This is a genomic window from Neochlamydia sp. TUME1 (assembly GCF_000813645.1).
Lineage (GTDB): Bacteria > Chlamydiota > Chlamydiia > Chlamydiales > Parachlamydiaceae > Neochlamydia.
Genome location: NZ_JRXI01000098.1, coordinates 1 through 7832 on the forward strand (window position 1 = coordinate 1; position 7832 = coordinate 7832).

Here is a 7832-nt window from a genome sequence, read left to right on the forward strand (position 1 = left end):
GGTAGACTTCATAGATAGGATCAGAATCATGATTTAGATCGTTAGTCACAATATGGAGAATGCCTGTAGAGCCGTCTTCGTTTTTGAAAATCTTTGTGATTAAAGCTACAGGGAAAGCTAGCTCTTTAAGCCAGACTATCCTTTTATCTCCATCTTTGAAATTAAACGTATTTAAATTCTGATACTGGCCTTTTTTCCTTTGTTCTTCAGAAAAAGCAATTAATCGATTAGACTTTATTCCAAATATAAATTTTTTTTTAAGTTCATAATGGATAAACTCCATATTATCTTTAGCGCCAAACCAATTATCCGCTAGCACATACTCAAACTTTACTTGATTGGTAACTGCTTGTTGGATAAGCGCTCTAAAATGTTGGTTTTTAGTAATAGATGACTGCCTTTTTTCTTTCTTTGTTTTCACATCGCAAAAATGCATATCTTTTTTGATTACTTCAAAGCCGATGGGAAAAGTGTAATCTCCATAGCTAATAAGGCAGGAAAGTAGATTAATTCCCTTTACACATCTTCCTTGAGTATGAGAAAAGTGCCAGCAGACGATTTCGTTCTCATCCGTATAGGGCTTTTCTTCTATCGTATCATCAATAATCAATACACCTCCTTTATCTTGTTCTAGATGACGCACTTGCTTTTTAACATACTGCCATAGTTCTTTCGATCCCCCTGAATTGTTGTTAAGAAAACGGGTGATTTTATCATGGCTAATCTGTCCATCTAAAAGATTTGATAGCCCTGTGGCTGTGGCTTGTTGGTTTTGGCTGATAAGATAATCTGTATAAATATCAAGAAGATCAAGTTTCATTTTTTTCTCCTCTTTTCAAAGAAAAAAATATACCCTTAGAATAATTTATTCAACTCATCTGTGCGTAAGGTGAGTTTGAAAGTTTGAGTAGGACTAAAAAAGGGGCGCTATACTAAAATATCGTAGACTTTCCTAACTTTAGGCTTTCCTAGCTTTAGGCTTGCTTATGAGTATTATCCTTAATAAAATAAAGATACGAACTTAAGGAGGAGTTATATGACTGCTCATTCTCATAGAGTAAAGGTCACCATTGACGTTTCTGAAGACGAAAGAACTTATATTAAAATGTTAGCCGCTAAAAAAAGAATGACTATTAGTGATTTTATTATGTCCTTTGTTAGACCTAATATTCCTCATGGTCACCCCAATGCTGAAACTCAAAAAGCCATGCGCGATGTAGATGAGAGAAAAAATCTCACTCATTGCAAAACGATAGAAGAATTTTGGGCGGCGGTGAGAATAGATCCGAATGCTTGAAATTGCATTTACCAAAGCAATAAAGAAGGATTTAAAGAAGTATCCATATCAAAAAGATAACCTTCCTACCCTTCGTGAAGTTATTGGCATATTGGCGAAATAGAGTTCCTTGCCCCTTTAGAAAGTTGGGAAAGCAATAATTTATTCTTAAATTGCAGATTGCGGACATTCTTCAGGCTTAATCCTTCCACTTCTAAACATCTAGGAATTTTCCACAAAAAGTGGAAGCGTTCTTTTTCAATTTTCCATGCATAAAGTTTTTTTAATCCCCCTAGATTATTACGCCAGCAGACCACAAGCTTACCATGAGGCGAAAGGCGAACCTTTGGGGTAGAAAAAGACAGGGTCTCCTGAGCAATCTCTTTTTTTGTTCCATATTCCATAAGCTAAGCTTGGTAATACTGCGGTATGAGTAGGCCTGAGGCGATTCTATAATTTTTTCAGCAATAATCATTAGAGAACCATCTAGAGATAGATCAAAGCTCTGCACCCGATTATTAAAATCTATTTTATTTGCTTTATCTGCATTGCTCTCCCATATAGAGATTGTGGAGCAGCTTTCCTGAAAGATGAGCCGAGAATCATCTAAAAAGCGTATATTGGTAATAGACGAAAATTTTTTAGCTAGTTGTACTTGAGGAGTTCGCCAATCGATTTTCCAGATTTTGGTTTGTTCTGAACGCAGCTCATGTTCAATTGTGATGAGAGTGGCTATAGGAAAAACACTAGGGGAGAGGACAAAACCAATTTTTTTCCCACTAAGAGAAGAGATAGAAACAGTAGCTTTCCGTATCTTGGAAGCGATATCCCATATTTCAAATTGATTTTGATGGGCACTTACGAGGTGGCAATTATCTTCGGATAAAGCACATCCCAGTAGATCATTCATTCTAAACGTGTCGCGTTCTTTCTCGTTTTTAGCTTGAGAGAGAGTGATACAGGCCATTTTCTGCTGACGCTGGATTCCTAAGATATAGTGTGCATGCGCGGAAAGAGCACAAACATCTGGGTCTTGCTTAGATATAGGCAAAGCATGTTCTGGGGTTGAAATAGCCCTGTAGAAAAGCCTCATACCCGATGAAGATTCGTATTCATAAAGCCTACCATTCGAGTTCAGAAGATAAATTGCTTCATCATTAGAAGAAAAACGTAAAGCGCGGAGGCGCGCGTTAAGAGGAGTTTCTTTCTTGCTATAAAAGCTTTCTAAAGTTCTGATAAAAATTTTTTCATTAGAAATTCTGAGCAGGCGTTTATTAGTTAAAAGGAATGTTATATTTGCCATACGAGATTTCTGAGTAGAGAATTGCTCTCGTACCATTAATTGATAATTCTTCGCGCTATCTCGCATGCAAAGCATGTCTGTACCCAGGAAGTAGGCAATAAGAGAACTGTTTGACAAAAATTGCAAATTGCTTATCCCACTTTTTTCAGAAAAAAGTGGGATTATTTCCTTATTCTTGCTATCCCACGCACATACTTCTTCCCCTTTTTCTCCTTTCACGATGAGCAGTAGGTCTCCCTTGGGAGTGAACTGAATATTGCTAATATTGTCTATTTTCCCTTCCAAATAGATGGTCTTGTCTTTTAACAGTTCTAATGTCGGAAAGGAATAAAATTTTATGCATTTACTTTGATAAATTTTAACTGCCAACAACGATTTCTCCTGAGAAAAGATAATATCATTTCCCCTTTCCTCTACTAGACCCTCTCTTCCCATCTTATTATCTTTTATTAGTATATCTTTTACTCGCTTAAACTGAGGAAAGTCTTCCTTATTTAAGTCTATTTTCCAAAGGCAAATTGCCTTTTGGTCAGCCTCTATATTTGTACACCTACTTTTTAATCGAGTTCCACTAAGGATTAAGCCGTCTTTTATAAGTGTAAATAAGGAAAAAGAGTTCATATTTTCCAACTTTAATTGCCCCCCCTCTACTATTTTTAAAGACTTAGTTTCCCATATCTCGATTTTTCCCTGGCCATAAGCCCTAAAAAGAAATTTTCCATCTTGAGAGAAGAGTAAAAAAATGCGTGAAATAGAGGGAGAAGGTGATGACCCAAGTGAGGTCCTTTGTTTTGGTTTATTTACCTCCCATTCAGGTATTGGGCTTGACATTTTACGAAAAGTTATTAAATCCCAAACATAAAGTTTTTCCGCATCATTGGATACTAAATACCTTCCATCAGGAGAGAGAGCTGCCGCAAGTACAGGATGAGAATGCTGTAAATAAGGCCGATGTCCAAACTCGATATTTTCAAGATTAGCGCCATCCAAAATGGCTTTTCTCAATGAACAATCCTTCAGCTCTGCATGGCTTAAATTAACCTCTGATAAGTTAGCCTTTGCCAATGAGCAATCTCTCAGCTTGGCATAGCTTAAATTAGCCTTTGATAAATCGGCTCCATCAAAAATCGCATGCGAAAGCCTTATATGCGGAATCTGAATTCTTTCAAGTTTCTGATCTACAAACGAGAAGCCTGTCTTTTTTAAAATCATCATCGCATTGGCTGCGGCAACGCTCAACTTTGAGCAATCTTTAGAAGACTTAACAATCTTTAGAAGCTTATACTGGATTTCTAATAGCTCGGAAGCTTGTTGTAAATAATCTGCCGCAAATAAATGGACTCTGTGGGAGTTCATTAATTGGCCGTTATTAGAGATTTGCTGCGTAAACTCGTCATCTTTTTCTTGAATAAGCTGCCTCCATTCCCTACAAACCAGCTTAGCTTGGCCTTGATCTTTTACCCCCAATTTTGCAAATATTTTTGAGCTAATCTCTGCATAAGGCCCCAATTTAATGCGTGGATGCTCGCTTTCCGCTATTTCTTTAAATAAGGGAAATATAAAATGATAAGAGCCTTGTGATTCAGAATTAAGGGCTGGATAAATGTTATGAGCTTTATTTGATGAAATACACATATAACTATCTCCTAAAAAAAGCCAAATTAAAAGGTCAGGTTATTAGAATACTTTAAAAAAATAACAAACTCTCTTTTGTTTTTTTCATTCCTCCTCGCCCAGATTGGTGAGACTTATATTATATATTTTACCTCATCACAAATTTTGTCAAACCCAAATCCACTGAACTTTCTTATTCATAACCATTTATGCCATCAGGCCTCATTGAATTCCTTTCATTCTTGGGAGGGCTTTTGGCAGCATAAAAAGCTAGAAACCCATAGGTCCTTCTACAATAAAAGCAAATGGCTAAGAAGCGAAAAAATAATTAATCTTAACATTATTAAAAAAACCTTAATTAGCTAATGTCTAAAAAAGTTTTCATATTCGATGGTAGGGGTATAATTAAGTAATGGTTGAACTTTTCAAGGACTTAAGAAGTAATGGCAGTGGAAGAAGGTAGTAAAATTCTTTTCTTAAAAGTGAGGGATTGGGGAGCTATAAGAGAAAGTTACAAGCATGAGGGTAGGCCATCCCCCTTCCACTACTCCGCAGACCTGATTAAGGCAAGTATGAGTTAAATAATAAGTAGGCAGCTAATTAACAAATCTACCTAAACTCTAATAAAGATTTTTGCTTTAAGATAAGACGAGCTTTTCTCTTAGAGTCGACAACAGATAGCTAAGAGTGGGTAGACTAGTACTAGTGAAAAAATTAATGGAACCAGGCAAGAGATAGGGGCATGCCTGGTAAAAAAAACCACTCTTAAAAAGCCTGTCACCAATATTGAGATAAATTTTCATGCGAGATTATAGCTAAATTTAAAGAGCCTTAGCTGTTTAAGGCAAAAAAATATTGCATAATTTAAAATAATTATAAAGAATGGAGATGCGAAGGTTGTTTTTTAAACTCAAAAAAACAAAATAGCAGGCCATCAATCAAGATGGATGCAATTTTAGTTTTCAAACCATGAGGAGGAAGCTATGACAAGCACAAGTCCTACAATTTTCACTCCACAGTCTACAACTTTTACCACCATAACTACCCATCTACCGCCAACAAAAGGAGAAGCTATTGCTAAAGTAATTTTTCGCCTAATTGGTCAGATTTCGAATAAACCAAAATACATCTACGATGTAAGCATAAATCCTGAAAAAAAAGATGCAATAGCGAGCGTTAAACATAAAGATTCAAATTTGATAAAGCACCATACTCACTATTGGAATGTTAAGTATATAAATTTTCCTAAAGAATTTACTTTAAAGCAAATTTCCGAATTGATGATTCGACAGCATCCTGCGATAAAAGTTTCTAAAGAAAAGAGCATTGAACAGTTAAATTTAGAAGCTGAAAGCTATGATCGACAATATCCCGTTAGGGTAGAAATAGGAATTAAAGGCACGACCCACCAGGGAAAAGAATACTATTTAAAGCTATGCCCTGACAACCTGGAAAATAGCGCAGCTTATATTAAAGATGAACAGGGAAATCCGGTCCAAGTTAGCCTCAACTTAGGACCTCTTAAGGACTATCGATATAAAGATATCCGTAACAATGTTTTACCTAATTTTAACTCTAAATATCAAGTTAACTTAGCTCAAGAAGCAAAAGGACCCTGCTTACGGTTGACTACTTTAGCCCCGTTTACACAACAAGTAGCTCCCGCCTCGGGGGAATTCCAGCAAGCCGCTTCGTCTTTATCTATTTCTTCTTCTCAAATACTTCCCCGAGCTGAGCCTTTGTTTTCTATCCGCAATACTCAAGACCTGGCTAATTATCTGGCTGGCGAAGGCTCTAAAGATCCTTTAATTGACGAGATTGTTAAGAAGATGGTGGATAGCTTTACCCAGCTTCAGCAGCCTTCAGCAGAGGCGATTAAGGAAGTTATCAAATTATTTGATAAGTTGGAGGAGTATGATCAATTTCGCATTCTCAAAAGTTTGATCACGCATTTTGTGGATAACCCTCTCACTGATAAGAAAATTTTACACGCCCTGACAGACATTTTGGTTCATTTTCAGAAATTTATCTACCAGGATAATTTAGAAATTTCTTTTCACAAATCTGGTCAGCTTTCTTCTATGTCAGCAGAGTTTTTAGAAAGGCTTGAGCCTACGCATTTTGGGAAGATGCTGAAAATTTTAACAGATAATCTTGCGCCGACTGCTCAACCTAAGAAAAATTCTTTAATCAAACAACACCTCAGGGTAATCATTGCCCTAATTGAAGCTATGCTAATCAAGAAGATAGAAGGCGTCGACAAAGATATATATATAAACGCCTATGAAGCGATTAGCCAATTTACAAAAGATAAAGACTTAGAGGTGACTTATCTTGCCAAGTATGGGGAAAATTCTTTTCTCAAAATATCAGATGACCAAACTACTGGAGATATCGTTAAAGATGTATGCTCTCGTACCTTTTACTTCCTAAGAGCGGTAGCAAAGATAGCAGATGCGGTTGACCTATTTGAACCTTGGCATATTGCTTCTGCTTTCGACGCTCCAGCGGATTTTCAAAAGGCTTTCGCCTTTCAGGGACCTGGAATTGTAAAAAAAGTTAAAGAAAAGTGGTTTCCTGAGGATTGGTTTAATGTGCTCTTTAGAGTGCGCTATACGCTTTTTGAATATCCCCATATCTTTGTCAAGGCCATTAACGCTTTAAGTACAGATGTTAGAATTCAAGAAAAAGAGACGCTCCATCATCCCTTTTTCCTAATGGGGTTTGTAAATCTGCTTTGGGAAGTGCTTCATTTTCCCCCTTCTGCTTCTTTAGACGACCTTGAGTTAAAAAAAGTAGCTGTTCAGCTTTTTAAACAAATTTACCAAGCCAATGACACGCAGAAAAATTATAATCCCCAGGAGGCATTTAGCTTAAAGAAAGAGAGGAATAGAACACAACTTCAAGAAATTACTAAACGTTATTTATTAACTTGCACGACTCATCCGCAGCAAGAGATTAGAGAGCTTGCTAAGGGAGTTGTAAACGCTTTGCCAATGGATAAAAGTCCAATTACCTCTTTTGAGTCTGCTCCACTAACCGATCTTTTCACTGAAGCTATTAAAAAAGTTCCTCTTTTTGAAACTATGCAACGCATTGCAGAAAAATTAAGGAAAGATGACCAACTTAAGAAAGAAAGAGCCTATTATATTTATCCTAAAGCTAGCGATCCCGAACGGCAATTCTCTAACCCGCAACCTCTGGCAGAGGAATTAAAAGAGTTTTTCAGAAATGAGAGTGCTTATGCTCTTCATCTTGAAGGTGAAGGTGGGGCAGGGAAAACATTTGCTATGAAAATGCTAGCGGATCAGCTTTTAAAGAACTATTCTCATAAAAGTTATTTTCCTCTTTATACCTACCTCCCCAAGTTAAAGGACCCTATTTATAAAGCTCTAGAACATACTCTGGATTTTTATGGAGTGGATCGAGATCAAGCCAATCAATTAAGGGATCGCAAAATTTTATTGATTTGCGATGCTTATGATGAAATCAACTTTGACAGATTTTCTCGTCGATTTGAAGATCCTAAAAAAATTAATATTTATGTGACGAATGGATTTAAAGACAAAGAAATTTCCAAGGTCATCTTTGTCAGTAAAACAGGAACAGCAAAGAAAAGATGCTTTAAACCCCAAGGTG

4 protein-coding genes are annotated in these 7832 nt (G+C 36.6%); 2 read left to right on the forward strand and 2 right to left on the reverse strand.

What is annotated here, in order from left to right; genetic code table 11:
* Positions 1-820: transposase (locus tag DB41_RS04320; RefSeq protein ID WP_039384769.1), on the reverse strand; the 820-nt coding region annotated here is incomplete at its 3' end.
* A gap of 216 nt (positions 821-1036) precedes the next feature.
* On the opposite strand from DB41_RS04320, the gene DB41_RS04325 reads away from it, so the two are divergent.
* Positions 1037-1297 (forward strand): hypothetical protein, encoded by a 261-nt coding sequence (locus DB41_RS04325; protein ID WP_039384771.1) that lies wholly within the window; start codon positions 1037-1039, stop codon positions 1295-1297.
* Between the two features lie 271 nt (positions 1298-1568).
* Here DB41_RS04325 and DB41_RS10700 read toward each other — a convergent pair whose 3' ends face one another.
* Positions 1569-4214, reverse strand: coding sequence for a pentapeptide repeat-containing protein (locus DB41_RS10700; protein ID WP_052243895.1), 2646 nt, complete (start codon positions 4212-4214; stop codon positions 1569-1571).
* Between the two features lie 962 nt (positions 4215-5176).
* Between DB41_RS10700 and DB41_RS04335 the strand changes: the two genes are divergently transcribed.
* Positions 5177-7832 (forward strand): hypothetical protein (locus tag DB41_RS04335; RefSeq protein ID WP_039384772.1); only part of this gene is annotated, 2656 nt, incomplete at its 3' end.

Excerpts from the sequence above, each read along its gene's own strand:
- DB41_RS04325 (WP_039384771.1), top strand. The coding sequence starts at position 1,037 with ATGACTGCTCATTCTCATAGAGTAAAGGTCACCATTGACGTTTCTGAA.
- DB41_RS10700 (WP_052243895.1), bottom strand. The coding sequence starts at position 4,214 with ATGTGTATTTCATCAAATAAAGCTCATAACATTTATCCAGCCCTTAAT.